We start from the raw sequence: 24,278 nt of genomic DNA on the forward strand, positions 1-24,278 counted from the left end.
CGCGATGTGGCATGCGGCTCCAGAGCTGGATCGATTCAGCTGTGCGCGAAATCGCCGCGCGCCGTCCGCCAGGAATTCACTTGGTTCAGCGCGCCGGGACACTGCGTGACGGCCGGTGTGGGGGCGCCGTCCGACCTGCGCCGATCCTGTTCTACGATGCGGGGGCCCGCTGATCTCGGCGGGACCCTCGCTCCGCCGCACGCTTTGCCCGGCCGGCCGGGCAGCAGGCACGGCCGACGCCGGAAGGTGGCAACCCCGAGTGACGCAGCTCGTCGATCATGCAGTCGTTGATCAGCGCGCGTCCGAACCGGTCCGTCCCACCTCGGCGGCGGCCCTGGCCCGGATGCAGCAGGAGCGGGCTTCCGCGCGCCGCGCCGGCCTCGGCGCGGTGGTGAAGGCCTACGTCTCGCTGACCAAGCCCCGCATCATCGAGCTGTTGCTCGTCACGACCGTCCCGGTGATGTTCCTCGCCGACCGGGGCCTGCCCTCGCTGTGGCTGGTCCTGGTCGTGCTCGTCGGCGGCTCGCTCGCCGCCGGCGCGGCCAACGCGCTCAACTGCTACATCGACCGCGACATCGACCAGGTGATGAAGCGCACGTCGCGCCGGCCGCTGGCCACGCACACCGTGTCGCCGCGCAGCGCGCTGATCTTCGGCCTGACCCTCGCCGTCGTCTCGACCGTGCTGATGGCGACGTTCACCAACCTGCTCGCCACGCTGGTGACCGTGGGCGCGATCGCCTACTACGACCTCGTCTACACGCTGTGGCTCAAGCGCACGACGCCGCAGAACACGGTGTGGGGCGGCGCGTGCGGGGCGGCGCCGGTGCTCATCGGCTGGGCCGCGGTCACCGGCGGGCTGTCGTGGACGGCGTGGGTGCTCTTCGCCATCGTGTTCCTGTGGCAGCCGCCGCACTTCTACGCGCTGGCCATCAAGTTCAAGGCGGACTACGCCCGGGCCGGGATCCCGATGCTGCCGGTCGTGCGCAGCATGCGGCGCGTGGGCCTGGAGACGGTGGTGTACAGCTGGCTCACGGTCGGCGCCTCCGTCGCGCTCTGGCCGATGGGGATGACGCCGCTGTATGGCGTGGTCGCGCTCGTCACCGGCGCGATGCTGCTCGTCGAGGCGCATCGCCTGCACGGCCGGGCGCGGCGCGAGGAGCCGCTGAAGCCGATGCGGCTGTTCCACTGGTCGGTGACCTACCTGACGCTGCTGTTCGTCGCGATCGCCGTGGACGCCCTGATCCAGTGAGGCGCGCGGCAAGTACCGATGGCCCGAACCGCCGGTGAAATGGGCGCCTAAGCGAAAGTTAAGCCAGAAACGCCCGAATTTTGTGACCACGCCGCCACCGATCACGACACGTGACGTTTGTCTCGCTTTGAGCACCGAAAAGTCATGAAGAAGATCCGGATATTTACGGACATGGCCGGGCAAATATACTGGCGGGCCCGTTAAACGTGTTGGTAACAACGATCACAACGGGGCCGCAGTTCACCCGCACGTGTCCCGTTGTCCCTTTAGTGTGGCGCTCATGGCAGATGGTTCCGATACGACGATGACCCTGAACCGCCCGGTCCCGGGCGGCCTGATCGCCGGCCTCAAGTCCTTCGCGGAGGACCACGGCGGCGCCAAGGCGGTCATCGAGTACGTCGGCCGGCGCGGTGCCCGCATCGTGCTCGTCGGAGAGGACGGCGTCTGGGGCGACCAGTTCGCCGAGGGCACGGACGTCGCACGCTCCGCCTGCGCTCAGGCCGGGGTCACGATCGAGAACGCATGGGAGCGCGAGCTCCTCGAGCACATGCGGCCGAGCAACGACCTGTGGCGGTCGATGGGGCGCCGCACGCTGTCTCGCTAGCGACGGGCCCGCCCGCCGCGGGTATCTTCGCTGCGTGAACCAAGATCCTTTCCTTTCCAACGCGACCCGGGCCGCCGCCCGGGTCGCTCTCGTTACCTGCGCCGACCTGCCGGACCTCGACGAGGACGACCGGGCCCTGGTGCCCGCCCTCGCCGCCCGCGGCATCGCCGCCGAGCCGGTCGCCTGGGACGCCCCCGGCGCCGACTGGGCCGCCTACGACCTGGCGGTCGTGCGCAACACCTGGGACTACGCCAAGCGCCGGGCCGAGTTCGTCGCCTGGGCGCGCTCGGTGCCGCGGCTGGCCAACCCCGCCGAGGTCATCGCGTGGAACACCGACAAGGTGTACCTGCGCGAGCTCGAGGCGGCCGGCGTGCCGATCGTCCCGACGACCTGGGTCGAGCCCGGCGACGCGTGGGCGCCCGGTGACGGCGGCGAGATCGTCGTCAAGCCCGCGGTCAGCGCCGGCAGCATCGACACCGGGCGGTACGACCTCGCCACCCAGGCCGGCCTCGCCGCGGCGCACGTGCGGCGCCTGCAGGACGATGCCCGCCTGGTGATGGTCCAGCCCTATCTCGACGCCGTCGACACGGCCGGGGAGACCGCGCTGCTGTACTTCGGCGGTGAGTACAGCCACGCGATCCGCAAGGGCGCCATCCTGACCGGCCCGTACGTGGCCGCGGACCAGCTGTACCAGATCGAGAACATCCAGCCGCGCACCCCGTCGCCGGCCGAGCACGCGCTCGCCGCCCGGGTGCTCGAGGCGCTGCCGGCGCGGGACCTGCTGTACGTCCGCGTCGACCTGCTGCCGACCCCGGACGGGCCGGTGGTGATCGAGGTCGAGCTCACCGAGCCGTCGCTGTTCTTCGCCCACGCCGAGGGCGCGGCGGACCGCTTCGCCGCGGCGGTCGAGCGCCGGCTCAGGTAACCGCCGGCCGTGCCGATGTTCCCGGTGTGAAACGGCGCATCGGCGCGGGCCTCGTGCTGTTCTCCGCCCTCCTGGCGGGGGTCGCGGGCTGCGGCGTGCTGCCCGGGCTCGGCGGCTCGGGCAGCGGCGGCGGCACGAGCACCGGCACGGGGTCGGGCAAGGTGGTGAACCTGCCGGAGAGGACGGTGTACCTGCGCGGCGAATCCGTGGACCCGTCGGCGGGCCTCGCCACCGGCGCCCCCGTGCGCGGCCCGATCGCGTCGATGTCGCCGCTGCCGAGGCGGACCCGCTCCACCGCGACGCCGAGCTACCGCCCGACGGAGTGCACCGGCGTCCACCGCCAGGGCGTGGTCAACGGCGCCGACGTGGCCCCGGGCACCGCCTCGGCCGTGGTGAGCTGGTGGAACGTCGGCGATCCGGCGCTGGTCGAGTATCGCCTGGCCGCCGTGTCGCAGGACCTGTACGCGGGCCCGGCCCCCGCCTGGATCTGGCAGACCGTGCCGAAGGGCACCGGCTGCAGCCGCGTCTCGGCGACGGTCACCGGGCTGTCCTCCAAGGTGCCGTACGTCTTCGTCATCCATGCCGTGCTGGGCAAGTACGAGAACTTCCCCCCGGCCGAGCCGGAGGTCGCCCGCAGCAGCGCGGTCGTCATGCTGTAGGGCATGACGACCGCCACACCTCAGCGCGCCGAGGCGGCGCTGATCACCTTCGTCGACGCCGCCACCGGCGAGCGGGCCGACCTCTCGGCGGCCGAGCTCGGCGGCTGGGCCGCCCGCGTCGCCGGCCTGCTGCGCGAGGGCTGCGGCCTGACCGGGGGTGGGCGCGTCGCGGTGCTGCTCCCGCCGCACTGGCTCACCGCCGCCGTGCTGCTCGGTGGCTGGTCCGCCGGCGTCGCGCTGTCGCTACAGGGCCGGGCGACCGCCGGGCTGAGCGTCGCCGAGCCCGGCGCGGGCGACCCCTACGACGCCTCCTTCGTCGCCGCCGACCGCATCGGCTCCTGGCTGGAGAACATCCCCGCCGCCCGGCACCGGTTCTCGCTGTTCGCGCCGAAGCCCCCGGAGTCGTACCGCGACCTGCTCGCCGAGCTCGACGAGTACTCCCCGCACGTGCCGGCCTACGGCCGGACCCGGTCCACCGACGCCGCCACGCCCGACGGCACCAGCTACGGCGAGTGGGGCGCGGTCGCCGGCGAGCTGGCGGGCCGGATCGGGCTGCACCCCGGAGACCGCCTGCTCGTGGCCGCGGCCGAGCACGAGCACCCGGTCAAGTGGCTGCTAGCGCCGCTGTCGGCCCGCGCGAGCGTGGTGGTGTGCGCCAACGCGACCCCGGAGGCACTGCGCACCCTGGGCGAGGCCGAGCGGGTGACCCACACCCTGCAATGACAACCAATTGGTTGTCAACGGCGGCGCCACCTCCGAGTTCCTGCGCGACGCGGCGCGCGGTTCGAGGTCCTCGCCGGCCAGACCCAGGACGTGGACCCGGCCGCCCTCGCGCCGCTGCTGGTCAAGCTGTCGAGCTGAGCCGGATGTGCCGGCGGCGGCGCAGGCGCACCGACGTCAGCGCCGCCGTGAGGCCGACCAGCAGCACCGTGCAGGCGGCGCCGTGCACCAGACCGCGCTGCAGGTAGCCCGAGTCGGTGAGGTCCACCGCGTACGTGCCCAGCTCCCGGTTCGACCACAGCGGCAGCAGCCGCGCCGAGCTCTTCGCCGGGTCCATGAGGAACTGCAGCCCGATCATCGAGATGAGCAGCAGCGCCCCCTCCAGGTCCCGCGGCACTACGGCCCCGATGAGCAGGCCCAGCGGCGCGGCCACGACGACCGTCACCGCCAGCATCAGCGCGACCGCGCCCGGCCGGCGCAGGTCCTGGTCGGCGACGATGATGCCCCAGTACACCGCGCCGAGGCCGAACCCGATGCCGACGAGCGCGAGCAGTCGCCCGGCGTAGAGCTGCAGCGGCCGGTATCCGCTGATCCGCAGGCGCGGCTCCGAGCCCTTGGCCGCCGTGCCGGAGAACAGCCCGAGCGCGCTCACCGCGAAGGCCAGGCCGAGGCTCGCGAACCGGATCGACTGCCCCACCTTCTCGTCGTGCCGGGCCAGGTAGAAGGCGAGCGGCACGAGCGCGAGCAGGGCCAGCGCGGCGCGGCGGCGGATCAGGTCCCGGGTCACCATCTCGGCGACGATCAGCGAGCGGCGCACGTCACACTCCTACCGGGGTCAGGTCGAGCACGGTGTCGACGCGGTCGAGGACGTTGAGCATGTGGGTCACCACGACCACCGCCCGGCCCTCGGCCCGCCAGCGGAACACCCACTCCCAGAAGTCGGTGTAGGAGCCGCGGTCGAAGCCCTGGTAGGGCTCGTCGAGCAGGATCAGGCCCGGGTCGCCGAGCGCGGCCAGCACCAGGTTGAGCTTCTGCTGGGTCCCGCCGGACAGGTGCCGCGCCATCGTCGGGGCGCTCGCGTCCCACGACAGCTCGCGCGCCATCCGCCGTCCGGCCCGCCGCGAGGCCGCCCGGCCCGCGCCTCGCCCGGCGCCGAAGAGCTCGAAGTGCTCGTCCGGGCGCAGGAACTGCAAGAGGCCGGCCTGCTGGGGGCAGTATCCGATGGCGCCGTCGATGCGCACCGTGCCGGAGTCCGGGCTGATGAGCCCGGCGCAGATCTTCAGCAGCGTCGACTTGCCGGCGCCGTTGGCCCCGACGATCGCCGCGACCTGCCCGGCGTGAACGGTGAGGTCGACGCCGGACAGGACGGTGCGGCGCCCGTACCGCTTCGTGATCGCGGTGGCCCGCAGCCGGGCCGGTCCGTGCTCCATGACGGGATCAACGCCTCGGGAGGCCGGTTTGGTTGCGCGGCAGCTCCCCGGCTCACCGCCCCGATCACGACAAATCCGGCGCCGGCCCCCTCGTCGGGGCCGGCGCCGGGGTCTGTCACAGAAAGTCGGTGAACCCCGGCCGGAATCGGTCGTCGGGTTTGCCGAATGCCGTGAAGGCGAGGCCGCCTCGCGGTTCCACGCCCGGCAGGTGTTCGATCATGCGATCGTGCTCAATTACACACGCCAATGCCTGTGACAGATCTGACTCGAGCTGGTGGACCGCCTCGTCGAGGTCCTCCTCCCGCCGTGACCAGTCGATCTCTGCCTCGCGCAGCTGCTGACCGGCCAGTTTCGCAACGGCCTCCGGATCGGTGACCGCAACCTCGAGGCGGCAGTAGATCTGCATGATGAGCGGTTCCGTGTGCCCCATTGCAGAAGAGTTGCACACCGGTCATCCGGGCCCAAAGAAAGTGCAGATGAATTTACAACTTGGCAATGATGCGGCGAACGGATTCACAAGCCTTGGGTGTGTGATGATGGCCGGCACTGTGCTGTAGCCCGTTGTGAGGGGTTCGCGGAGATCCGGTGGATGACCGTCCCCGGGGCCGGTCGCGCTGCCAGCATCGGGGCGTGCCTTCGACACTGCCGACGCATCCGCTCGCCGTGCTACCGCTCAAGCTCTGGCGGCCCCGCTGGTTCGACGGGGTGGCGCTGGCCACCGGGGCCTGCGCGCCCGACATGGCGTACGCCTTCGACGGGATCGGCTTGCGCATCCACTCGCACACCGTTTTGGCGCTGTTCTGGTGGAGCGTGCCCGCCGCGGTCGCGACGGCGTGGGTCATCCGGCTCGGGGCGCCCGCCGTGGCCGCGCACGTCCCACGGTGGCTGCCCGGGTGGCTGCGCGAGTACGGCGTGCTCGGCCGGGTCCGGCACCGCTGGTACGTCACCGCCTGCTCCGCCCTGCTCGGCGCGGTCAGCCACCTGCTGTGGGATCTCGTCACCCACCCCGGGCCGGTCGAGGCGTGGTGGTCGATCCGCCGGGCCAGCGACTGCGCCGCGCTGCTCCTGCTGCCGCTGTTCATGGCGTACGCCGGGCTGCGCCACAAGATCCGCGAGTGGCACGGCGAGGCGCCGCAGGTGCCGCGGCGCATGGCCCGGTTCTGGGGCGTCGCGGTCGCCGCCGGGGCCGCGGCGCTCGCCCTGGTCTGGGCGCTGGGCGAGCACCGCCTCGAGTGGTTCGGCTACCCCGACCGCGTGCACGTCCTCGGCGTCCGGCTCCTGTCGGGGGTGGCCGTGGCGCTGCTGGCGGGGGCGCTCGCCGTACAGTCGCGCAGTGTTGATGCAGACCGAGCGACTGCTGCTGCGGGCCTTCCGCCTCGATGACGCCCCGGTGCTGGCCGCCTACCGGTCGGACCCGCAGGTGGCGCGGTACCAGTCCTGGGACGCGCCCTTCCCGCTGCGGGACGCCGTCGCGTTCATCGCCGGGCTGGACGGGCGCGACCCGCGCGCCGAGGGCTGGTTCCAGTACGCGATCGAGCGCACGCAGGACGGGCTGCTCATCGGCGATGTCGGCGTGAACCGGCACGACCTCGGGCGGCAGGCCGAGATCGGATTCACGCTCGAGCCCCGGGCCCAGGGTCACGGCTACGCGGCCGAGGCCGTGCGGCGGGTCGTCGACCACCTGCTCGTCGGGGAGGGCCTGCACCGCGTGCACGCCTCGGTCGACGGGCGCAACGCGCGCTCGGCGCGGCTGCTTTCGCGGCTCGGGTTCCGCCGCGAGGGCCTGGAGCTGCAGAGCGGGTTGGGGGAAGGGGGACGGCAGGGGAGGGGAAAACGGCCCGACGACGCTCGCTACGCGGTGCTGGCCAGCGAGTGGTCGCGGTCGCCCTCGGCGGAGTCGGCCCCGGACTGAGCGGGCTTCGCGGCGACGCGGGCCATGAGGTTCAGCGTCGCCGTCCACACCAGGCAGGCGCCCAGCATGTGCAGGATGACCACGGGCCAGGGCAGGCCGGTGAAGTACTGCACGAAGCCGACGACCCCCTGCGCGAGCTCGACGATCACCAGGATCGCCGCGGCGCGGGTGACCCGCAGTGGTGCCCCGAGGGCGCGCAGGCCGAACCACATCGCGATCGAGAGCCCGACCAGCACGAACACCGCGTCGCCGTGCAGCTGCGACATCGCCTGCGGGTCGAAGCCGGTGCGGGTCGCGCGGGTGTCGCCGGAGTGCGGGCCGCTGCCGGTGACGATCGTGCCCAGCACGAGCGTCGCCGCCGACACCACCGTGATCACCACGCCGGCGGTTCGCATCGCCCGCGGGGCGCTCCAGCGCGGCGGCTCCGCCCGGGTGCGGTCCCAGAACACGAAGACCAGGGCGATCAGCGCGATCGAGGCGAGGAAGTGCACGGCCACGCTCCACGGGTTGAGCGCCAGCCGCACCGTGATGCCGCCGAGGACGCCCTGCGCCGCGATGCCGGCCAGCACCCACACCGCCGCCCGCAGCGCCGCCTTCGAGCGGGCCCGCTGCCGCCAGGCCGCGGCGATGGCGACCAGCGCGAGCACGCTCAGCACGCCGGTCAGCGTGCGGTTGCCGAACTCGATGATCCCGTGGTAGCCCATCTCGCGGGTGGTCACGTAGGAGTCGTCGGTGCACCGTGGCCATGTCGGGCAGCCCAGCCCCGACCCCGTCAGGCGGACCAGGCCGCCGGTGCACACGATGCCGATGTTGGCCACGAGCGACGCCAGCGCCGCGCGCCGTAGCGTCGAGGGCCGCTCCAGCCACACTCCCACCCAACTCACGCGGGCGATACTACGCCAGGCTACATATCGCCCCGCAGCCGCCCGAGGTTTGGTTAGGTTTACCTTCCGTGCGGTGGATCACCCGGGCGGTGGTTTGCCCGACCACCCTGAATTACGTAACGTTGGTGTTGTGAAAAACGGTGAAGTACCGGCGCGCGCCGACGCGGCGCTCGACGTGCGGACCCGTGACCGCGTGACCGAGCTGCTGCTGCAGGAGGGCTCCGCCACCGCCACCGAGCTGGGGGCCGCCCTCGGGCTGAGCCCTGCCGGGGTGCGCCGCCACCTCGACGTCATGCACGCCGAGGGGCTGGTCGAGTGCCGTGAGCGCCCCGAGCGCGGCCCGCGCGGCCGGGGCCGCCCTGCGCGCGTGTTCACGCTGACCGCCGCCGCCCGCGAGACGCTGCCGCACACCTACGACGGCCTGGCCGCCGCGGCCCTGCGCTGGATCGCCGAGCACGGCGGGCCGGCCGAGGTCGCCGCGTTCGCCGCCGCCCAGGTCGCGGGGCTGGAGGAGCGCTGCCGCTCGGCCATGGCCGAGGCCGGCGTCGACCCGCTGGCCCGGGCCGAGGCCCTGGCGCGGGCGCTGACGGCCGAGGGCTACGCCGCCGGCGCGACGACGATCGCCTCCGGCGGGCAGCTGTGTCAGCACCACTGCCCGGTGGCCCACGTCGCCGCCGAGTTCTCGCAGCTGTGCGAGGCCGAGACCCAGGTGATCTCGCGCCTGGTCGGCACGCACGTCCAGCGGCTGGCCACCATCGCCAACGGCGACGGTGTCTGCACCACCCACATTCCGGCCCCGGTCCATGCCGGAGCCCGTTCCGACAGGCAAAGGATCGTGAGATGACGACTGCCGATCAGCTGGCCGGCCTCGGTCGGTACGAGTACGGCTGGGCCGACTCCGACATCGCGGGGGCCTCGGCGCGCCGCGGCCTCAACCAGGACGTCGTGCGCGACATCTCGGCGAAGAAGTCCGAGCCCCAGTGGATGCTCGACCTGCGGCTCAAGGGTCTGCGGCTGTTCGACCGCAAGCCGATGCCGGCGTGGGGCGCGGACCTGTCGCACATCGACTTCGACAACATCAAGTATTTCGTCCGCTCGACCGAGAAGCAGGCGGCGAGCTGGGAAGACCTGCCCGAGGACATCAGGAACACCTACGACAAGCTGGGCATCCCCGAGGCCGAGAAGCAGCGGCTGATCGCGGGCGTGGCCGCGCAGTACGAGTCCGAGGTCGTCTACCACAAGATCCGCGAGGACCTCGAGGAGCAGGGCGTCGTCTTCCTGGACACCGACACGGCGCTGCGCGAGCACGAGGAGCTCTTCAAGGAGTACTTCAGCACCGTCATCCCGGTCGGGGACAACAAGTTCGCCGCGCTCAACACCTCGGTCTGGTCCGGCGGCAGCTTCATCTACGTGCCGAAGGGCGTGCACGTGGAGATCCCGCTGCAGGCGTACTTCCGGATCAACACCGAGAACATGGGCCAGTTCGAGCGGACCCTGATCATCGTCGACGAGGGCGCCTACGTGCACTACGTCGAGGGCTGCACCGCGCCGATCTACTCGTCGGACTCCCTGCACTCCGCGGTCGTCGAGATCATCGTGAAGAAGAACGCGCGCTGCCGGTACACCACCATCCAGAACTGGTCGACCAACGTCTACAACCTGGTCACCAAGCGGGCGGTCTGCCACGAGGGCGCCACCATGGAGTGGATCGACGGCAACCTCGGCTCCAAGGTCACGATGAAGTACCCGGCGGTCTTCATGACCGGCGAGCACGCCAAGGGCGAGGTGCTCAGCGTCGCCATGGCCGGCGAGGGCCAGCACCAGGACGCCGGCGCCAAGATGGTCCACGCCGCGCCGCACACCTCCTCGACCATCGTGTCGAAGTCGATCGCGCGCGCCGGCGGTCGCACGTCGTACCGCGGCCTCGTGCAGGTCCTGGAGGGCTCGCACCACTCGAAGTCCACGGTCAAGTGCGACGCCCTGCTGGTCGACACGGTCTCCCGCTCCGACACCTACCCCTACGTCGACATCCGCGAGGACGACGTGTCGATGGGGCACGAGGCGACCGTGTCGAAGATCAGCGACGACCAGCTCTTCTACCTCATGTCGCGCGGCCTCACCGAGGACGAGGCCATGGCGATGATCGTGCGCGGCTTCATCGAGCCGATCGCCAAGGAACTGCCCATGGAGTACGCGTTGGAGCTCAACCGGCTCATCGAGCTGCAGATGGAGGGCGCAGTCGGATGAGCGCACCCGTGTTGGTCCCGCCCAAGACCCGGGCTCAGCAGGTCAGATCTTTCGACGTCAACGACTTTCCGGCGCTCACCGGCCGCGAGGAGGAGTGGCGCTTCACGCCGCTCAAGCGCCTCCGCGGGCTGGCCAGCGCGACCGGTCCCGGCGCCACCACGCCGAAGGTCGAGGCCGACGCGCTGCCGGTCGGCGTCGCCGTGTCCACCGTCGAGCGCAGCGACCCGCGGGTCGGCTCGGCGCTGACCCCGTTCGACCGCATCAGCGCCCTGGCCGCGGGCGGCGCGAGCGAGGCGCTGCTGGTCGCGGTGGCGCCCGACGCGGTTCTGCAAGAGCCCGCGGTCGTACGTCTGGTGGGCGCGAGCGCCGACCTGGCGTACGGGCACACCGTGGTCGAGGTGGGCCGGTTCGCCGAGGCCGTCGTCGTGCTGGAGCAGACCGGCACCGTCACGCTCGCCGACAACGTCGAGGTGCTCGTCGCCGAGGGCGCCAAGCTGACGCTCGTCACCGTCACCGATTGGGACGCGGACGCGGTGCAGGCGCAGCACGTGCGCTTCCGTATCGGCCGCGACGCCAAGGTCACGCACGTGCAGGTGACCCTCGGTGGCGACCTCGTGCGGCAGTACACCAGCGTCGACTACACCGGCCGCGGCGGCGAGCTCGACGCGTTCGGGCTCTACTTCGCCGACGCCGGCCAGCACCTGGAGCACCGGCTGCTCGTCGACCACTCCGTGCCGGACTGCCGCAGCTACGTCGCCTACCGCGGCGCGCTGCAGGGCGCGGACGCGCACACCGTGTGGGTCGGCGACGTGCTGATCCGGGCGGAGGCGACGGGCACGGACACGTACGAGATCAATCGCAACCTCGTGCTGAGCGACGGCGCCCGCGCCGACTCCGTGCCCAACCTGGAGATCGAGACCGGCGAGGTCGCCGGGGCCGGCCACGCGAGCGCCACCGGCCGCTTCGACGACGAGCAGCTGTTCTACCTCATGTCCCGGGGCATCCCGGACGACCAGGCCCGCAAGCTCGTCGTGCGCGGCTTCTTCCACGAGTTGCTGGCGAAGATCCCGGTCGTGGGGCTGCGCGAGCGCCTCGGCGCCGCGATCGAGGCGCGGCTGGAAGAGGCCGGTTCGTGATTCGAGTCTGTTCCGTGGCCGACGTGGCCAAGGGCGAGGTCGTGCAGGTCACGGTCGATGGGACCGAGATCGCACTGGTCCACGCCGACGACGACAAGTTCTACGCCGTCTACGACGAGTGCTCGCACGCGGCGGTCGCGCTGAGCGAGGGCGAGGTCGAGGGCTGCACCCTGGAGTGCTGGCTGCACGGCTCGCGCTTCGACCTGCGCACCGGTGAGCCCACCGGGCTGCCCGCCACCGAGCCGGTCCCGGTCTACGCGGTCGAGATCCGCGACGGCGACGTCTACATCGACCTGAACCCGAGCAACGGAGTAACCACGTGAGCGAGCTCTCGATCAGCAACCTGCAGGTCTCGGTCAAGCTGCCCGACGGTGAGCTCAAGCCGATCCTCGCCGGGGTCGACCTGACCGTCCGGGCGGGGGAGACCCACGCCATCATGGGGCCCAACGGCTCCGGCAAGTCCACCCTGGCGTACGCGGTCGCCGGGCACCCGCGCTACGAGGTCACCGGCGGTGCCGTGACGCTCGACGGCCAGGACGTGCTGGCGATGACCGTCGACGAGCGCGCCCGGGCCGGGCTGTTCCTGGCCATGCAGTACCCGGTCGAGGTCCCCGGCGTCTCGGTCGCGAACTTCCTGCGCACCGCCAAGACCGCCATCTCCGGCGAGGCGCCGAAGCTGCGCACCTGGGCCGGTGAGCTGCGCGGGGCCATGGAGAAGCTGCAGATGGACCCGGCGTTCGCCCAGCGCAACGTCAACGAGGGCTTCTCCGGCGGCGAGAAGAAGCGCCACGAGATCATGCAGCTGGAGCTGCTCAAGCCGAGGATCGCGGTGCTCGACGAGACCGACTCCGGCCTCGACGTCGACGCGCTGCGCGTCGTCAGCGAGGGCGTCAACCGGGTGCGCGAGCAGGGCGCGACCGGGCTGCTGCTCATCACGCACTACACGCGCATCCTGCGATACATCAAGCCGGACTTCGTGCACGTCTTCGTCGGCGGGCGGATCGTCGAGGAGGGCGGCCCGGAGCTGGCGGAGCAGCTGGAGGACACCGGGTACAAGCGGTACCTCGCCGACGCCGCCCCGGCCTCGATCGCCTGAGGGACGACACCATGACCGCACTCGACGTCGAGACCGTCCGCAAGGACTTCCCGATCCTCGACCGCACGATCAACGGCAACCCGCTGGTCTACCTGGACTCGGGGAACACCTCGCAGAAGCCGCGCCAGGTGATCGACGCGGTGCGGGAGCACTACGAGCAGCACAACGCCAACGTGGCCCGCTCGGTGCACACCCTGGGCACCGAGGCGACGGAGGCCTACGAGGGGGCCCGCGACCGGATCGCGGGCTTCGTCGGGGCCCCGTCGTCCGCCGAGATCGTCTTCACGAAGAACTCGACCGAGGCGATCAACCTCGTCGCACACGCGTTCACCCCGCGAGACGCCCAGTCTGGCTCGGCGACGCTTCGCGGAGACCGACCCAGACCGGGCGACGACTCGCGCTTCCGGCTCGGCCCCGGCGACGAGATCGTCGTGACCGAGATGGAGCACCACTCCAACATCGTGCCGTGGCAGCTGCTCGCCCAGCGCACCGGCGCGACCCTGCGCTGGTTCGGGATGACCGACGAGGGCCGCCTCGATCTGTCCGACATGGACGAGCTGATCAACCCGCGCACCAAGCTGGTCGCGTTCGTGCACTACTCGAACATCCTCGGCACCATCAACCCCGTCGACGTGCTCGTCGCCAGGGCCCGCGCGGTCGGAGCGCTCGTGCTGCTCGACGGCTCCCAGTCGGTGCCGCACATCCCCGTCGACGTGGCCGCGCTCGGCGCCGACTTCGTCGCCTTCACCGGCCACAAGATGCTCGGCCCGACCGGCATCGGCGCGCTGTGGGGCCGGCTGGAGCTGCTCGAGGCGATGCCCCCGTTCCTCGGCGGCGGCTCGATGATCGAGACGGTTTCCATGACCGGCACGACGTTCATGCCGCCGCCGGCCCGCTTCGAGGCCGGCACCCCGCCGATCGCCCAGGCCGTCGGCCTCGGCGCCGCGGTGGACTACCTGACGGGCGTCGGCATGGACAACGTCGTCGCGCACGAGAAGGCCCTGACCGCGTACGCGCTGGACGCGCTCGGCTCGCTGCCGTACGTGCGGATCATCGGCCCGAAGTCCACTGTGGACCGCGGGGCGACGATCTCCTTCACCGTCGAGGGCGTCCACCCGCACGACGTCGGCCAGATCCTCGACGACTCGGGTGTCCAGGTTCGCGTCGGCCACCACTGCGCCCGCCCCACGTGCGTGCGCTTCGGCGTGCCGGCCACGACCCGCGCGTCCTTCTACCTCTACACGACCAACGACGAGATCGACGCCCTGGTCCGCGGGGTCGAACGGGTCCGGAAGGTCTTCGCCTGATGCAGATCGACCAGCTGTACCAGGAGATCATCCTGGACCACTTCAAGCATCCGCACGGCCGCGGCCTGCGCGAGCCCTTCGACGCCGAGGCGCACCACGTCAACCCGACCTGCGGCGACGAGGTGACCCTGCGCGTGTCGCTCAAGTCCGGCAGCGTGGCCGACGTCTCCTACGAGGGCATGGGCTGCTCGATCAGCCAGGCCTCCGCCAGCGTCCTCTACGACCTGCTCAAGGGCGCGAGCGTCGAGGACTCCCTGCGCCGCCACGAGGCCTTCGCCGAGCTGATGGCCGGCCGCGGCAAGGTCGAGCCGGACGAGGCGGTGCTGGAGGACGCGGTGGCGTTCGCGGGCGTGGCCAAGTATCCGGCCCGCGTGAAGTGCGCGCTGCTGCCCTGGATGGCCTACAAGGACGCGCTGATGCGCGCCTCCACTTCTCCTGAGGAGTCCTCATGACCGCAGTCCTGGCCGACATCGAAGAGGCGATGAAGGACGTCGTCGACCCCGAGCTGGGCATCAACGTCGTCGACCTCGGCCTTGTCTACGGCATCCACGTCGACGAGGAGAACGTCGCCACCCTCGACATGACCCTGACCTCAGCGGCCTGCCCCCTGACCGACGTCATCGAGGACCAGGCCCGCCAGGCGCTGTGCACGGGCCCGGGCGGCGGGCTGGTCTCGGACATCCGCATCAACTGGGTCTGGCTGCCGCCGTGGGGCCCGGACAAGATCACCGACGAGGGCCGCGACCAGCTGCGTTCCCTGGGCTTCAACGTCTGAACCGTGCTGTCCCGGCCCGAGTCTGGACCGTGCTGTCCCGATAAATCCGGACACGTTCCGTATCCGGATTTATCGCCTTTATCATGATAATGCGGCGTCACCGCTAAATCGCTGGCGAGTGGGGCTCGCGGTCGGCATCATCGCCGCATGACCTGCTTCCGAGCGCCGTCGCTGCCCGAATCCACCGCCGCCGGCGAGGGGTTCGCGCGACAGCAGTCCGGCGCCGTGACGGAGGCGAGCCGCAAGCCGCGGGCGTGAGCGCCGGGATCGGCGAGGTGGTCGGCAGCGGCCTCCTCGCCGGATATGGCGTCGCCATCCCCGTCGGGGCCATCGGTGCGCTCATCGTCGGCCTCGCCTCGCGCCACTCGTGGCGGGTCGGGGCCGCCGCCGCGCTGGGGGTCGCCACCGCGGACGGGATCTACGCGGTCATCGCGGTGCTCGGCGGGGCCGCTCTGGCCGGGTTCATCGCCCCGATGTCCGCAGCCCTGCGGTGGCTTGCCGCCGTGGTGCTGCTCGGCCTGGCCGCCAAGACCGGTTGGGAAGCACTGCGGCATCGCGGGGAACGGGCCACGGCGCGCACGGCCGAGGGGCGGATGGGGCGGCCCCTCGGGGCGTACCTGGCGCTGCTCGGGCTGACACTGCTCAACCCTGCCACCGTGGTGTACTTCGGGGCGCTCGTTCTCGGCCGCCGCGCCGACGACGGGCTCTCCGCCGCGGCCGAGGCCGTCTGGGTGGCGGCCGCGTTCGCCGCCTCCGCCAGTTGGCAGCTCATGCTCGCCGGAAGCGGGACGCTGCTCGGCCGGGTGCTCACCGGGGCCCGCGGGCGATTCTGGACGGCGATCGTGTCGAGCGCCTTCATCGCCGTGCTCGCGGTGCTGCTCGTCGTCAAGCCAGGTTCTTGAGAGCCTCCCGCTTGGACAAGGCGGACAGGCCGGGGTGGTCCGCGACGAACTCGCGCACCCCGGCCGGGTCCGTCTTGGCGTACTCCCGCAGCGCCCAGCCGATGCCCTTGCGGATGAAGAAGTCCGGCTCGCCCGCCCAGCGCGCGCAGTAGCCGAACAGCCGGTCGCGGTCGGTCTGCTCGCGGTAGCGCAGCTGATGCAGGATCGCCGTGCGCACCAGCCACAGGTTCGTCCCCGGCGCCGTCCAGGCGTCCATCGTGGACAGCAGCTGCGGGTGGGCGGTGACCAGCGGGCCGGCGACGTTGGAGGCCAGGATGTCGACCGTGTCCCACCAGGACCTGGTGGTGACGAGCTCGCGCAGCACGGGCAGCGCGGCCGGGGTCAGGACCTTCGCGTGCTTCTGCAGGTAGTCGCAGGCGAAGTACTGGTACTCCCGCTCCGGCAGCGCCCAGCACGCGAGCGCGACCCGCGTGAGGTCGCGCTCGGTGGGCCGGCCCGCTCCGCGGAGTACGACCCGGGTCAGCTCCCGGCGGGGGACGCTCGGAATGCCGAGAAACTCGAACTGCTCGCGCATGTAGGCCCGCATCGGCGCGGCCCGCCCGGGGTCGGCGGCCGCGCCGAAGACGTGCCGGAGGCGTTCGAGGAGATCGCCCGTCACGGGTTGCTGGTGTTGAACGTGTCACACTGGCGCGGGTCGCCGGTGTTGTACCCCTGCAGGAACCACTTCTTGCGCTGCGCCGACGTGCCGTGCGTGAACCCGTCGGGGTTGACCCGGCCGCCGGCCTTCTTCTGAATCGTGTCGTCGCCGATCGCCTCGGCGGCCTGCACGGCCTCGGCGATGTCCTGCTCGCTGATGGACTTGAACAGCGCGTCGCCCTGCGGGTCCTTGGTCTGCGTGGCGTGGTTGGCCCACGTGCCGGCGTAGCAGTCGGCCTGCAGCTCCAGCCGTACCGACGCCGAGTTCGCTCCCTGCTGCGAACCCTGCTGCGCCTTGGCGTTGGTGCCCAGGAGGTTCTGCACGTGGTGGCCGTACTCGTGGGCGATCACGTACGGCGCGGCGAACTCGCCCTTGGCGCCGAAGCGGCTGTTGAGCTCGTTGTAGAAGGTCAGGTCGATGTACACCTGGCTGTCGGCCGGGCAGTAGAAGGGGCCGACGCCGGAGTCGGCCGCGCCGCAGCCGGTGCTCACGGACCGGCTGAAGAAGTTCGTCTGGGCCGGCTTGTACTGCTTGCCGAACGCCGCCGGCAGCTCGGTCTTCCAGTAGGCCTGGACGGAGTTGATGTACAGCACGTTGCGGCAGTCGGCGTTCTTGAAGCGGTCCGGGTTCGACTTGTCGCACTGTTTGTTGATCTTGCCGTTGTCGGCCTTCTTGTCGCCGCCGCCGCCCCCGCCCAGCAGGCCGCTGCCGAAGAGGCCGCCACCGCCGCAGAGCACCACCGCCAGGATGATGACCGTGATGATGATGCCGCCGCGGCCTCCCCCGATCGGGATCGGAATGCCGCCCAGGCCGCCGAAGCCGCCGAAGCCGCTACCGCCTCCACCGCCGCCCGACCCGCGCAGGTCGTTGACCTGGCTGCTGTCGAGATCGGCGTCGTCGTTGAACTCCATCGCGCACCTCGGGGGGTTGGTATCGACCGGCGTCTGCTTGAGCGGAGTACCCGTTGATCTTGTGACGGAATCGTGTGGCGGGGCCACTCGGGTCGCACGGTAGACTATCGCCGTGATCACGCAGAGGGAGTGACCCTGTTGAGACACCAGAAGTCTGTCACCAGGAGTCTGTCCCCCCACTCGAGAAAGAGTTCCCGCTGTGATCACGACAAACGGTCTTGAGTTGCGCGCTGGTGCCCGCATCCTGCTCAGCGACATCAACCTGCGCGTCCAGCCCGGCGACCGCATCGGCCTCGTGGGCCGTAACGGCGCCGGCAAGACCACCACCCTCAAGGTGCTCGCCGGCGAGGGCACTCCGCACGCCGGGCAGGTGGAGCGGCGCGGCCCGGTCGGATACCTGCCCCAGGACCCGCGCACCGGCGACCTCGAGGTGACCGCCCGCGACCGGGTCCTCTCCGCGCGCGGGCTCGACACCATCTACGCCGAGATGAAGGCGCTGGAGGCCCGGCTCGGCGACGACGAGCGGCTCATCCGCCGCTACGGCCAGCTGGAGGACCAGTTCGCGGGGCTCGGCGGCTACGCGGCCGAGGCCGAGGCCGCCCGCATCTGCGCCAACCTGGGCCTGCCCGACCGCGTGCTCGGCCAGACCATCGGCACCATGTCCGGCGGTCAGCGGCGCCGCATCGAGCTGGCCCGCATCCTGTTCCGCGACGCGAGCGCCACCGGCGGCGGGATCCTGCTGCTCGACGAGCCCACCAACCACCTGGACGCGGACAGCATCTCGTGGCTGCGCGGCTTTCTGTCCAGCCACAAGGGCGGGCTCGTGGTCATCTCCCACGACGTCGACCTGCTGGACGCGATCGTCAACAAGGTGTGGTACCTCGACGCCAACCGTGCCACGATCGACTTCTACAACGTGGGCTGGAAGCTCTACCAGCAGCAGCGCGAGACCGACGAGAAGCGCCGCCGCCGCGAGCGCGCCAACGCCGAGAAGAAGGCCGGCGCCCTGCTCGCCCAGGCCGACAAGATGCGCGCCAAGGCCACGAAGACCGTCGCCGCGCAGAACATGGCCCGCCGCGCCGAGCGCATGCTCGACGGCCTCGAAGAGGTGCGCGTCGCCGACAAGGTCGCCAAGGTCCGCTTCCCCGAGCCCAAGGCCTGCGGCAAGACCCCGCTGACCGCCCGCGGCCTGTCGAAGTCCTACGGCTCCCTCGAGATCTTCATGGACGTCAACGTCGCCGTCGACCGCGGCTCGCGCGTGGCGATCCTGGGCCTCAACGGCGCCGGCAAGACGACGCTGCTGCGCATGCTGGCCGGCGAGCTCGACCCCGACACCGGCGAGGTGACCCCCGGGCACGGGCTGCAGCGGGGATACTATGCGCAGGAGCACGAGCAGCTCGAGGTCGACCGCACCATCCTGCAGATCATGCGCTCGGCCGCGCCCGAGCAGAACGACACCGAGCTGCGCAAGATCCTCGGCGCCTTCCTGTTCACCGGCGACGACGTCGACAAGCCGGCGGGCGTCCTGTCCGGCGGCGAGAAGACCCGGCTCGCCCTGGCCACGCTCGTCTGCTCCGGCGCCAACGTCCTGCTGCTGGACGAGCCGACCAACAACCTCGACCCCGTGAGTCGGGAGCAGGTGCTGGACGCCATCGCGCGATACCCGGGCGCCATCGTCCTGGTCACCCACGATCCCGGGGCCGTGCAGGCGCTCAAGCCCGACCGGGCGATCCTGCTGCCCGACGGGGTGGAGGATGCCTGGAGCGACGATCTGCTGGAGCTGGTCGAGCTCGCCTGAGGTTGCATGTCCGGACCGTCGGGGGTCTCGTGGCCGGGGCGGCTGACTGCCCCATCCCGCGCCGCACCGTGGCATTGCCGTTTGGCCGTCGTGCCCTTGCCGGAGCTCCTTCCGTGCGAAATGTCCGGCTCCATCGTGAAACGTCCGGCCGCCTGAGTGCCTTCCGTCACGATATGTCCGGCGTCTGGGTGCCTTCCATTCGCGATATGTCTGGCGCCTGAGCGCCCTCCATCGCGAAGTGTCCGGCGTCTGGGGTGTCTTCCGTCGCGATATGTCCGGTTCCTGGGCGCCCTCCATCGCGAAGCGTCCGGCGTTTGAGTACCTTCCATCACGATATGTCCGGCGCTGGCGCGCCGGACATATCGGATTTTTCGCCTGACAGGCGGCAAGTCCGTTTCACCAGGGTGTGACGAGTACGCCCTCGATCAGGACCGCCGCGACCGCGCCCAGCCCCACCAGGAGCAGCGGTGCCGGCGGCGGATCCCCCGCCGGCCGCTCGGGCGCCACCGCCGCCACCGTCAGCCACGGGAAGAACGGCAGCCAGGCGTGCTCGACCCCGCCACGCGCCAGCCCCGCGGCGATCGAGAACACCACCGCCGCCCCGGCGCCGACGAGGAAGGGCCACATGGCGGTGTTCCTGACCTTCCGTCCGCTGGCGTACAGCGGCGGCCCTGCGGCGAGCAGCAGGACGACGACGCTGATCGCGCTCCACCACAGCACCGAGCGGTACGGCGCGACACGGCTGGCGTAGTCCGTCTCCGCCGCCACGAGCCCGTCCGCCCACTCGAACCCCAGCAGCTGCACGCCCAGGACTGGCAGGAGGGCGCCGACGCCGCTGAGGACGTTGAGGGCGGCGCGGCGCCTCGCGAAGTACACACAAACCAGGGAGAGCCCGAGCCACGGCGCGGAGTAGGAGAACAGGGCGGCCACCCCGACGAGGAGGCCTGCCAGGACGGCCCAGCCCGTGGCCGCCCAGCCGCGCATCCGGCGCCGGCTCGCCCGCAGGCCCGAGACGATCGCGGCGGCGCCCAGGACCGCCACGAGGCCGTCCAGGCTGACCGCCGTCCAGATCGCGTAAGGGGCGAGGACGAGCACCGGAAGGTACCGCCGGGCCGCTTCCTCGCCGACCGAGTCGCGCACGGCGGCGAGTACCAACGGAATCGTGAGCACCGATACGGCGGTGATCAGGAAACCGAGGATAATGTGGTCGGTGACCCCGATTCGCTGCAGTGCCCACAAAAAGAGCACGGGGCCCGGCGGATGGCCCCGGGACGCTACCGAGTGGTACGCGGCGTCGGCCGTGAAATGTCTGAGGTATGTCAGCGGTTCGTCACCCACCTGCCTTACGTCGCCCAGGTATTCCTCGGGTGACCCGAGGGCTTTCGTAAGGCCCGACCAACCATCGACAAGCGCCAAAGCAATTGCCCACGCCAGCCCTACCGTGTACCCGAATAGCTGAATTTCGTGCCACCTCAGGCGGGTGAACCTTCCCGACGCGGCGAACCAGAGCGTCCCGGCGGCGACGAGCGGGGCCAGAACCGAGCCCGGACCGACCCTGATCTTGTACCTACCGAGGAAGGGGGCACTGGCGGTGCCCAGGCGAGCGTCGAGCTGCACCGCGAGTGCGGCCAGGGCGAGGCCGCCGAGGGCCAGTAGGAGCCAACACAGCGCATCGCGGCGCTCACGTTGCGCAGTCCGTGGCGGGTCGGAGGGCGGTTCGCTCATCACGGCCCATCACGGTATCGGGTAGCTGACAATGCTCTGCGTGTCGGTTGGCGTGCCGTCGATATCTAGCGCATGATCGTTCGAGGCGGTCTAATAGGTGGGACCGCACCAACCGCTCTGTCTGGGACGTGAGGGATCAGCATGGCAGCCACCGCCACCACCAGCACCGAGAAGGGTCGCCGGATCGTCGGCGCCGAAAGGCAGACGCTGGCGAAGGACCTCGTGAAGCGGTACACCAACGGTGAGAGTATCCGTGCGCTCGCCGCTTCCACCGGCCGTTCCTATGGATTCGTGCACCGCGTGCTGACCGAATCCGGCGTTCAGCTTCGTCAACGTGGCGGCGCCCGGCGCCGCAAGAAGGCGTGAACGTCAGCCCCTCGGCAAGCGCCGATCCCGAATCGGGAGAAGCGCGATTCGACCTCGACGGGCCGGTTGCGACGGTGACGTTGTGCCGGCCCCAGGTCCTCAACGCGCAGACCCCCGAGCTCTGGGCCGATCTGCGCGAGTTCGGACGGAAGCTGCCGGGTGACGTACGCGTCGTCATCGTCCGCGGTGAGGGTCGGGCCTTCTCAGCCGGACTCGACACCAACGCCGCGACCAAGATGCTCGGCGCCCTCGCCGTCGGCACCGACTCCGACGCCCGCATCGCGGGTTTCCAGGAGGCCTTCTCCTGGCTGCGCCGGCCCTCGCTGATCTCCATCGCAGCAGTCCAGGGCCATGCCATCGGCGGCGGCTTCCAGCTCGCCCTCGCCTGCGACTTCCGGGTCGTCGCCGAGGACGTCTCCTTCAGCATGGCCGAGATCAAGCTCGGCCTCGTGCCGGATCTCGGCGGCACGAAGCGCCTGGTCGAGCTGGTCGGCTACGCCCGGGCGCTCGAACTGTGCGTCACCGGGCGGCGCGTGGCGGCGGCCGAGGCGTCACAGATCGGCCTGGCCAACGTGGTCGTACCCCGTGCGGAGCTCGACGACGCCGCCAGCGACCTCGCCGCCGCGGTGCTCGCCGGCCCCCGCGACGCCGTCATCGAGATCAAGGCGCTGCTGGCCCAGGCCGCCGGGCGTTCGTTCGCCGAGCAGGAGGCCGCGGAGCGCTCGGCCCAGCTGCGGCGCATCGCGGATCTGTCGGGACTGGGGGAGTAGGACCAAAGACCTGGTCGCGGACGGGAAGGCTTCGTGCCCTCCAAAAGTTGTCGTACCTGCCGGGCAGAATCATCCCCGGTAGGTACGAAGCGACCGGGGGTGTGCGGCATGTCCTCGCCGATGAGCAGCATGACGGGGTGGGAGACCCTGCGCTCGCTGCGCAAGGCCGACGAGCTGGCGGGCAAGAAGCTCAGCCGGGACACGACCCGGCGCATCCTGCGCTTCGCCCGGCCCTACCGGCGCGACATCGTGATCTTCCTGATCACCGTGGTGCTCGGCGCCGGCATCGGCGTCGCCACGCCCTATCTCGCCGGTGACGTCGTCAACAAGATCAATGCGGGCGGGCCCGACGCCGGGACGGCCGTGGTGCGCATCGCGCTGCTGATCGGCGGGCTCGCCGTCGTGGACTCGCTCCTGTCGCTCGCCCAGAGGTGGTATTCGGCGCGGATCGGCGAGGGCATCATCCTCTCGCTGCGCCGGTTGGTGTATGACCACGTGCAGCGCATGCCCCTGCAGTTCTTCACCCGCACGCAAACCGGCGCGCTCGTCAGCCGGCTCAACAACGACGTGCAGGGCGCCCAGCGCGCCTTCACCTCGACCCTGTCCGGCGTCGTCAGCAACGTCATCCAGCTCGTGCTGACCGCCGCGGTGATGCTCACCCTGTCGTGGCAGATCACCCTGCTGTCGCTCGTGATGCTGCCACTGTTCATCCTGCCCGCCCGCCGGGTCGGCCGGCGCCTGGCCGCCATCACCCGCGAGGCGTATCAGCTCGACGCGAAGATGAACGCCACCATGACCGAGCGGTTCGGCGTCGCCGGCGCCCTGCTCGTCAAGCTCTTCGGCCGCCCCGACGCCGAGGCCGAACGCTTCGCCGAGCGCGCCGGCCGGGTCCGTGACATCGGCATCCAGACCGCCATGTTCAGCCGCGTCTTCTTCGTCAGCATGCTGCTCGTCGCGTCCCTCGCCCAGGCGCTGACCTACGGGCTGGGCGGCTGGCTCGCCGTGCACGGTCGCATCACCGCCGGCACCGTCGTGACGCTCGCCCTGCTGCTCACCAGGCTCTACGGTCCGCTCACGGCCCTGTCCAACGTGCGCGTCGACGTCATGAGCGCACTGGTGAGCTTCGAGCGCGTCTTCGAGGTTCTCGACCTTGCCCCATCGATCGCCGAGCGTCCCGACGCCCGCGAGATCCCGCGCGACGCCGCGACGGTCGAGTTTCGCGACGTGCACTTCCGCTACCCGAGCGCCGCCGAGATCTCGCTGGCCTCCCTGGAGGACGTGGCCGCCCTGGACCGCACGGTCACCGAGGAGGTCCTGCGCGGCGTCTCCTTCACCGTCGCGCCGGGCCGGATGGTCGCCCTGGTCGGCCCGTCGGGCGCCGGCAAGTCCACGACGGCGATGCTTCTGCCCCGCATCTACGACGCCACGAGCGGCGCGGTCCTGGTCGGCGGCGTCGACGTCCGCGACGCGACCCTGCAGTCGCTGCGCGACACGATCGGCGTGGTCACCCAGGACTCCCACCTGTTCCACGAGACGATCGCGGAAAACCTGCGCTACGCCAAGCCCGGCGCGACGGACGACGAGCTGTGGACGGCCCTGCGCCGCGCCCAGATCGGCGACCTGGTCGAGTCCCTGCCGGACGGCCTGGACACGGTCGTCGGTGAACGCGGCTACCGTTTCTCGGGCGGCGAGAAGCAGCGCATCGCGATCGCCCGCCTCCTGCTGAAGGCCCCGTCGATCGTCATCCTGGACGAGGCCACGGCCCACCTGGACTCAGAATCGGAGGCCGCGGTCCAGCGAGCCCTGTCCGAAGCCCTGTCCGGCCGAACGGCCCTGGTGATCGCCCACCGCCTCAGCACAATCAGAGACGCCGACGAGATCCTGGTGGTAGACAACGGCCGCATAGTAGAGCGAGGCCCCCACGACGACCTGGTAACGGCCGGCGGCCTATACGCCGACCTGTACCGAACCCAGTTCGCCGTAGTCGACTCCCCCTTGCCCCACCCAACGTCCCCAATACCCCACCCAACCGCCCCCTCAGTCCCAACCCCCTAACGGGTGCTACGCCCTACGCCCGCGCTCACGGCCCCGCGTCCGGTGGGAGCTACGCCCTACGCCGGCGCTCACGGCCCCGCGTCCGTTCGCCCGTCGACGGACCGCGCCTG

General features: G+C 71.1%; 27 protein-coding genes. 20 read left to right on the plus strand and 7 right to left on the minus strand.

Features of this window, described 5'->3' with window-relative positions; translation table 11 throughout:
• The first annotated feature begins 343 nt into the window (after positions 1 to 343).
• The 5 genes from ACQPY0_RS10910 (at position 344) to ACQPY0_RS10930 (ending at position 4,160) form a co-directional block, all read left to right on the plus strand.
• Positions 344 to 1,249 carry a heme o synthase gene (locus ACQPY0_RS10910; RefSeq protein ID WP_432995166.1) on the plus strand — a complete coding sequence of 302 codons (906 nt, stop codon included), beginning with the start codon at positions 344 to 346 and terminating at the stop codon, positions 1,247 to 1,249.
• 280 nt (positions 1,250 to 1,529) lie between these two features.
• Positions 1,530 to 1,853, plus strand: a complete 324-nt coding sequence (locus ACQPY0_RS10915) for a hypothetical protein (protein WP_432987481.1) — start codon at positions 1,530 to 1,532, stop codon at positions 1,851 to 1,853.
• Between the two features lie 34 nt (positions 1,854 to 1,887).
• Positions 1,888 to 2,778, plus strand: a complete 891-nt coding sequence (locus tag ACQPY0_RS10920; RefSeq protein WP_432987483.1) for an ATP-grasp domain-containing protein — start codon at positions 1,888 to 1,890, stop codon at positions 2,776 to 2,778.
• A gap of 26 nt (positions 2,779 to 2,804) precedes the next feature.
• Positions 2,805 to 3,437 (plus strand): hypothetical protein, encoded by a 633-nt coding sequence (locus tag ACQPY0_RS10925; RefSeq protein WP_432987485.1) that lies wholly within the window; start codon positions 2,805 to 2,807, stop codon positions 3,435 to 3,437.
• Between the two features lie 3 nt (positions 3,438 to 3,440).
• Positions 3,441 to 4,160 (plus strand): TIGR03089 family protein, encoded by a 720-nt coding sequence (locus ACQPY0_RS10930; protein WP_432987487.1) that lies wholly within the window; start codon positions 3,441 to 3,443, stop codon positions 4,158 to 4,160.
• Between the two features lie 121 nt (positions 4,161 to 4,281).
• On the opposite strand, the gene ACQPY0_RS10935 is transcribed toward ACQPY0_RS10930, so the two are convergent.
• The 3 genes from ACQPY0_RS10935 to ACQPY0_RS10945 all read right to left on the minus strand — a co-directional run bounded on the left by ACQPY0_RS10935 (position 4,282) and on the right by ACQPY0_RS10945 (position 5,993).
• Positions 4,282 to 4,974 (minus strand): hypothetical protein, encoded by a 693-nt coding sequence (locus ACQPY0_RS10935; protein ID WP_432987489.1) that lies wholly within the window; start codon positions 4,972 to 4,974, stop codon positions 4,282 to 4,284.
• 1 nt (position 4,975) lies between these two features.
• The gene (locus tag ACQPY0_RS10940) at positions 4,976 to 5,587 is read right to left on the minus strand and encodes an ATP-binding cassette domain-containing protein (protein ID WP_432987491.1); all 612 of its coding nucleotides are present in this window, start codon (positions 5,585 to 5,587) and stop codon (positions 4,976 to 4,978) included.
• A gap of 115 nt (positions 5,588 to 5,702) precedes the next feature.
• The gene (locus ACQPY0_RS10945) at positions 5,703 to 5,993 is read right to left on the minus strand and encodes a hypothetical protein (protein WP_432987493.1); all 291 of its coding nucleotides are present in this window, start codon (positions 5,991 to 5,993) and stop codon (positions 5,703 to 5,705) included.
• Between the two features lie 224 nt (positions 5,994 to 6,217).
• Between ACQPY0_RS10945 and ACQPY0_RS10950 the strand changes: the two genes are divergently transcribed.
• Together ACQPY0_RS10950 and ACQPY0_RS10955 are read left to right on the plus strand one after the other, a co-directional pair.
• On the plus strand, positions 6,218 to 6,970 hold the full coding sequence (locus ACQPY0_RS10950; protein WP_432987495.1) for a DUF4184 family protein: 753 nt from the start codon (positions 6,218 to 6,220) through the stop codon (positions 6,968 to 6,970).
• The gene (locus ACQPY0_RS10955; RefSeq protein WP_432995168.1) at positions 6,927 to 7,499 is read left to right on the plus strand and encodes a GNAT family N-acetyltransferase; all 573 of its coding nucleotides are present in this window, start codon (positions 6,927 to 6,929) and stop codon (positions 7,497 to 7,499) included. Before ACQPY0_RS10950 ends, ACQPY0_RS10955 begins: the two co-directional genes overlap by 44 nt.
• Here the strand turns inward: ACQPY0_RS10955 and ACQPY0_RS10960 are convergent.
• Positions 7,439 to 8,383, minus strand: a complete 945-nt coding sequence (locus tag ACQPY0_RS10960; protein WP_432987497.1) for a COX15/CtaA family protein — start codon at positions 8,381 to 8,383, stop codon at positions 7,439 to 7,441. The two genes, ACQPY0_RS10955 and ACQPY0_RS10960, sit on opposite strands and share 61 nt — an antisense overlap.
• Before the next feature lie 130 nt (positions 8,384 to 8,513).
• Between ACQPY0_RS10960 and ACQPY0_RS10965 the strand changes: the two genes are divergently transcribed.
• From ACQPY0_RS10965 to ACQPY0_RS11005, 9 genes are all read left to right on the plus strand, one after another.
• Positions 8,514 to 9,227 carry a helix-turn-helix transcriptional regulator gene (locus ACQPY0_RS10965; protein WP_432987499.1) on the plus strand — a complete coding sequence of 238 codons (714 nt, stop codon included), beginning with the start codon at positions 8,514 to 8,516 and terminating at the stop codon, positions 9,225 to 9,227.
• Positions 9,224 to 10,630, plus strand: coding sequence for a Fe-S cluster assembly protein SufB (gene sufB / locus ACQPY0_RS10970; RefSeq protein ID WP_432987501.1), 1,407 nt, complete (start codon positions 9,224 to 9,226; stop codon positions 10,628 to 10,630). The genes ACQPY0_RS10965 and sufB overlap by 4 nt, the downstream gene beginning before the upstream one ends.
• Positions 10,627 to 11,766 (plus strand): Fe-S cluster assembly protein SufD, encoded by a 1,140-nt coding sequence (sufD, locus tag ACQPY0_RS10975; protein WP_432987503.1) that lies wholly within the window; start codon positions 10,627 to 10,629, stop codon positions 11,764 to 11,766. The genes sufB and sufD overlap by 4 nt, the downstream gene beginning before the upstream one ends.
• The gene (locus ACQPY0_RS10980; protein ID WP_432987505.1) at positions 11,763 to 12,089 is read left to right on the plus strand and encodes a bifunctional 3-phenylpropionate/cinnamic acid dioxygenase ferredoxin subunit; all 327 of its coding nucleotides are present in this window, start codon (positions 11,763 to 11,765) and stop codon (positions 12,087 to 12,089) included. The genes sufD and ACQPY0_RS10980 overlap by 4 nt, the downstream gene beginning before the upstream one ends.
• Positions 12,086 to 12,862 carry a Fe-S cluster assembly ATPase SufC gene (sufC, locus tag ACQPY0_RS10985; protein WP_432987507.1) on the plus strand — a complete coding sequence of 259 codons (777 nt, stop codon included), beginning with the start codon at positions 12,086 to 12,088 and terminating at the stop codon, positions 12,860 to 12,862. The genes ACQPY0_RS10980 and sufC overlap by 4 nt, the downstream gene beginning before the upstream one ends.
• Before the next feature lie 11 nt (positions 12,863 to 12,873).
• A complete protein-coding gene (locus ACQPY0_RS10990) occupies positions 12,874 to 14,169 on the plus strand; it encodes a cysteine desulfurase (protein ID WP_432987509.1) in 1,296 nt (431 codons plus the stop codon).
• On the plus strand, positions 14,169 to 14,621 hold the full coding sequence (gene sufU / locus ACQPY0_RS10995; RefSeq protein WP_432987511.1) for a Fe-S cluster assembly sulfur transfer protein SufU: 453 nt from the start codon (positions 14,169 to 14,171) through the stop codon (positions 14,619 to 14,621). Before ACQPY0_RS10990 ends, sufU begins: the two co-directional genes overlap by 1 nt.
• Positions 14,618 to 14,944, plus strand: coding sequence for a metal-sulfur cluster assembly factor (locus tag ACQPY0_RS11000; protein WP_432987513.1), 327 nt, complete (start codon positions 14,618 to 14,620; stop codon positions 14,942 to 14,944). Before sufU ends, ACQPY0_RS11000 begins: the two co-directional genes overlap by 4 nt.
• A 254-nt stretch (positions 14,945 to 15,198) precedes the next feature.
• Positions 15,199 to 15,846, plus strand: a complete 648-nt coding sequence (locus tag ACQPY0_RS11005) for a LysE family transporter (protein ID WP_432987515.1) — start codon at positions 15,199 to 15,201, stop codon at positions 15,844 to 15,846.
• Here the strand turns inward: ACQPY0_RS11005 and ACQPY0_RS11010 are convergent.
• Positions 15,830 to 16,504, minus strand: a complete 675-nt coding sequence (locus tag ACQPY0_RS11010; protein WP_432987517.1) for a DNA alkylation repair protein — start codon at positions 16,502 to 16,504, stop codon at positions 15,830 to 15,832. The two genes, ACQPY0_RS11005 and ACQPY0_RS11010, sit on opposite strands and share 17 nt — an antisense overlap.
• Entirely contained in the window at positions 16,501 to 17,454 is a 954-nt protein-coding gene (gene ypfJ / locus ACQPY0_RS11015; protein ID WP_432987519.1) for a KPN_02809 family neutral zinc metallopeptidase, read from the minus strand. The genes ACQPY0_RS11010 and ypfJ overlap by 4 nt, the downstream gene beginning before the upstream one ends.
• A gap of 199 nt (positions 17,455 to 17,653) precedes the next feature.
• Here ypfJ and ACQPY0_RS11020 point away from each other — a divergent pair, with 199 nt between their 5' ends.
• Complete coding sequence (locus tag ACQPY0_RS11020) at positions 17,654 to 19,252, plus strand: ABC-F family ATP-binding cassette domain-containing protein (RefSeq protein ID WP_432987521.1); 1,599 nt, start codon at positions 17,654 to 17,656, stop codon at positions 19,250 to 19,252.
• A 396-nt stretch (positions 19,253 to 19,648) separates the two neighbouring features.
• On the opposite strand, the gene ACQPY0_RS11025 is transcribed toward ACQPY0_RS11020, so the two are convergent.
• Entirely contained in the window at positions 19,649 to 20,500 is an 852-nt protein-coding gene (locus ACQPY0_RS11025) for a hypothetical protein (protein WP_432987523.1), read from the minus strand.
• A gap of 618 nt (positions 20,501 to 21,118) precedes the next feature.
• Between ACQPY0_RS11025 and ACQPY0_RS11030 the strand changes: the two genes are divergently transcribed.
• The 3 genes from ACQPY0_RS11030 (at position 21,119) to ACQPY0_RS11040 (ending at position 24,168) form a co-directional block, all read left to right on the plus strand.
• Positions 21,119 to 21,343 (plus strand): helix-turn-helix domain-containing protein, encoded by a 225-nt coding sequence (locus ACQPY0_RS11030; protein WP_033359767.1) that lies wholly within the window; start codon positions 21,119 to 21,121, stop codon positions 21,341 to 21,343.
• On the plus strand, positions 21,340 to 22,113 hold the full coding sequence (locus ACQPY0_RS11035) for an enoyl-CoA hydratase/isomerase family protein (protein WP_432987525.1): 774 nt from the start codon (positions 21,340 to 21,342) through the stop codon (positions 22,111 to 22,113). The genes ACQPY0_RS11030 and ACQPY0_RS11035 overlap by 4 nt, the downstream gene beginning before the upstream one ends.
• Before the next feature lie 108 nt (positions 22,114 to 22,221).
• The gene (locus tag ACQPY0_RS11040) at positions 22,222 to 24,168 is read left to right on the plus strand and encodes an ABC transporter ATP-binding protein (RefSeq protein ID WP_432987527.1); all 1,947 of its coding nucleotides are present in this window, start codon (positions 22,222 to 22,224) and stop codon (positions 24,166 to 24,168) included.
• The last annotated feature ends 110 nt before the right edge of the window (positions 24,169 to 24,278 follow it).

The organism is Dactylosporangium sp. CA-233914 (assembly GCF_050942935.1).
GTDB lineage: Bacteria > Actinomycetota > Actinomycetes > Mycobacteriales > Micromonosporaceae > Dactylosporangium.

Coding starts and splice junctions, on each gene's coding strand:
- ACQPY0_RS10915 (WP_432987481.1), top strand. CDS start 1,530: ATGGCAGATGGTTCCGATACGACGATGACCCTGAACCGCCCGGTCCCG.
- sufU (WP_432987511.1), top strand. CDS start 14,169: ATGCAGATCGACCAGCTGTACCAGGAGATCATCCTGGACCACTTCAAG.
- ACQPY0_RS10940 (WP_432987491.1), bottom strand. CDS start 5,587: ATGGAGCACGGACCGGCCCGGCTGCGGGCCACCGCGATCACGAAGCGG.
- ACQPY0_RS10930 (WP_432987487.1), top strand. CDS start 3,441: ATGACGACCGCCACACCTCAGCGCGCCGAGGCGGCGCTGATCACCTTC.
- ACQPY0_RS10955 (WP_432995168.1), top strand. CDS start 6,927: ATGCAGACCGAGCGACTGCTGCTGCGGGCCTTCCGCCTCGATGACGCC.
- ACQPY0_RS11000 (WP_432987513.1), top strand. CDS start 14,618: ATGACCGCAGTCCTGGCCGACATCGAAGAGGCGATGAAGGACGTCGTC.
- ACQPY0_RS11030 (WP_033359767.1), top strand. CDS start 21,119: ATGGCAGCCACCGCCACCACCAGCACCGAGAAGGGTCGCCGGATCGTC.
- ACQPY0_RS10990 (WP_432987509.1), top strand. CDS start 12,874: ATGACCGCACTCGACGTCGAGACCGTCCGCAAGGACTTCCCGATCCTC.
- sufB (WP_432987501.1), top strand. CDS start 9,224: ATGACGACTGCCGATCAGCTGGCCGGCCTCGGTCGGTACGAGTACGGC.
- ACQPY0_RS11040 (WP_432987527.1), top strand. CDS start 22,222: ATGTCCTCGCCGATGAGCAGCATGACGGGGTGGGAGACCCTGCGCTCG.
- ACQPY0_RS10910 (WP_432995166.1), top strand. CDS start 344: ATGCAGCAGGAGCGGGCTTCCGCGCGCCGCGCCGGCCTCGGCGCGGTG.
- ypfJ (WP_432987519.1), bottom strand. CDS start 17,454: ATGGAGTTCAACGACGACGCCGATCTCGACAGCAGCCAGGTCAACGAC.
- sufD (WP_432987503.1), top strand. CDS start 10,627: ATGAGCGCACCCGTGTTGGTCCCGCCCAAGACCCGGGCTCAGCAGGTC.
- ACQPY0_RS10945 (WP_432987493.1), bottom strand. CDS start 5,993: ATGCAGATCTACTGCCGCCTCGAGGTTGCGGTCACCGATCCGGAGGCC.